Consider the following 997-nt stretch of genomic DNA (forward strand, 5'->3'; position numbering starts at 1 on the left):
GATGGCCTACAAATTACCGGTGTCGCTGCATCAGATCCGCGTGGCCTGTGACGAGCTCTGCGAACAGCAGTTTGTTTCGCGCACTATCCAAGGGTATCGGCTAACTACATGGGGGGAGTGCGAGCTACCCGCTTTGCCGTTGCTTGAGAGTTACTACGCCACAGGAGGCGCTACCCATGCCGCTGAGTAAAGTAGAGCGCGAAGTGCTGGAAGTTATCTATGAAGAGCACCGCCAAACCCATCGAGGGGCTAAAGCGCTGATCGTGCATGTGGGCATGAATGCCAAAACAGGCGAGCAGAAGGCACGCATCGTTGATGTGCTGCACGCGCTGCAGAAGCGCGGCCTGTTGGTGGCTGGCGCTGATTCATGGGTGCCGACTAAGGAAGGCGTGAATTATATCGAGCAGCCAGGCTGGATTGGCGTTGATATGGCAATCCCCGATGCCGACAAGACTTCGTGTTGCGACCCAGAAAGCCAGCGGGTTGATGCGGAAATTGGCTGCGATAAGTGCGGCGCAGTGCTTTGCGATTGGGATGCCAAGCAATACGGCGAGATCTGCAACAACTGCTTTAAAGACCTTGAGGAGGCGCCAATAGCTGTTGAGACAACCGCCAAGCCCGCGCCGCCATCACCGCTGCCCTTTGAAGCTTGTTCAGCCAGTATTGAGCGCATTGGCGCACCGCTTCCAAGCGATCTTCTCAACCGCTGCGCCGCTATGAACACCACCTTGCTGGCGCAGGCTGAGCAAGCCTATGTCGCCGGTGATCCGGACGCGTGGCGTGATCTGGCGTGGTTGATCGAAACCGGTAAGCAGTTGGTGGCTATGCAGGAGGTTAATCATGGATGACATGACGTGGTTTTTAATCGGTGTGCTGGTCGGTGTGGGCATCACGATTATGTGCACCTGGATGGCGTTTGGCCGTGCTGACAGGGTTATTGATGAGCAGGGAGAGCAAATTGATGACTGGCATTGAACAGAAGGGTGGCCCGCAGTCC

3 protein-coding genes are annotated in these 997 nt (G+C 56.4%); all 3 read left to right on the forward strand.

Going from position 1 to position 997, the window contains the following annotated elements; genetic code table 11:
- Positions 1–190 (forward strand): hypothetical protein (locus tag CXF87_RS12145; protein WP_157826531.1); only part of this gene is annotated, 190 nt, incomplete at its 5' end.
- A complete protein-coding gene (locus CXF87_RS12150) occupies positions 177–848 on the forward strand; it encodes a hypothetical protein (protein ID WP_101146790.1) in 672 nt (223 codons plus the stop codon). The genes CXF87_RS12145 and CXF87_RS12150, both read left to right, overlap by 14 nt.
- The gene (locus CXF87_RS22280; protein WP_269801103.1) at positions 841–975 is read left to right on the forward strand and encodes a hypothetical protein; all 135 of its coding nucleotides are present in this window, start codon (positions 841–843) and stop codon (positions 973–975) included. The genes CXF87_RS12150 and CXF87_RS22280 overlap by 8 nt, the downstream gene beginning before the upstream one ends.
- Positions 976–997: the final 22 nt, after the last annotated feature.

Source organism: Halomonas sp. MES3-P3E (assembly GCF_002836035.1).
GTDB lineage: Bacteria > Pseudomonadota > Gammaproteobacteria > Pseudomonadales > Halomonadaceae > Vreelandella > Vreelandella arctica.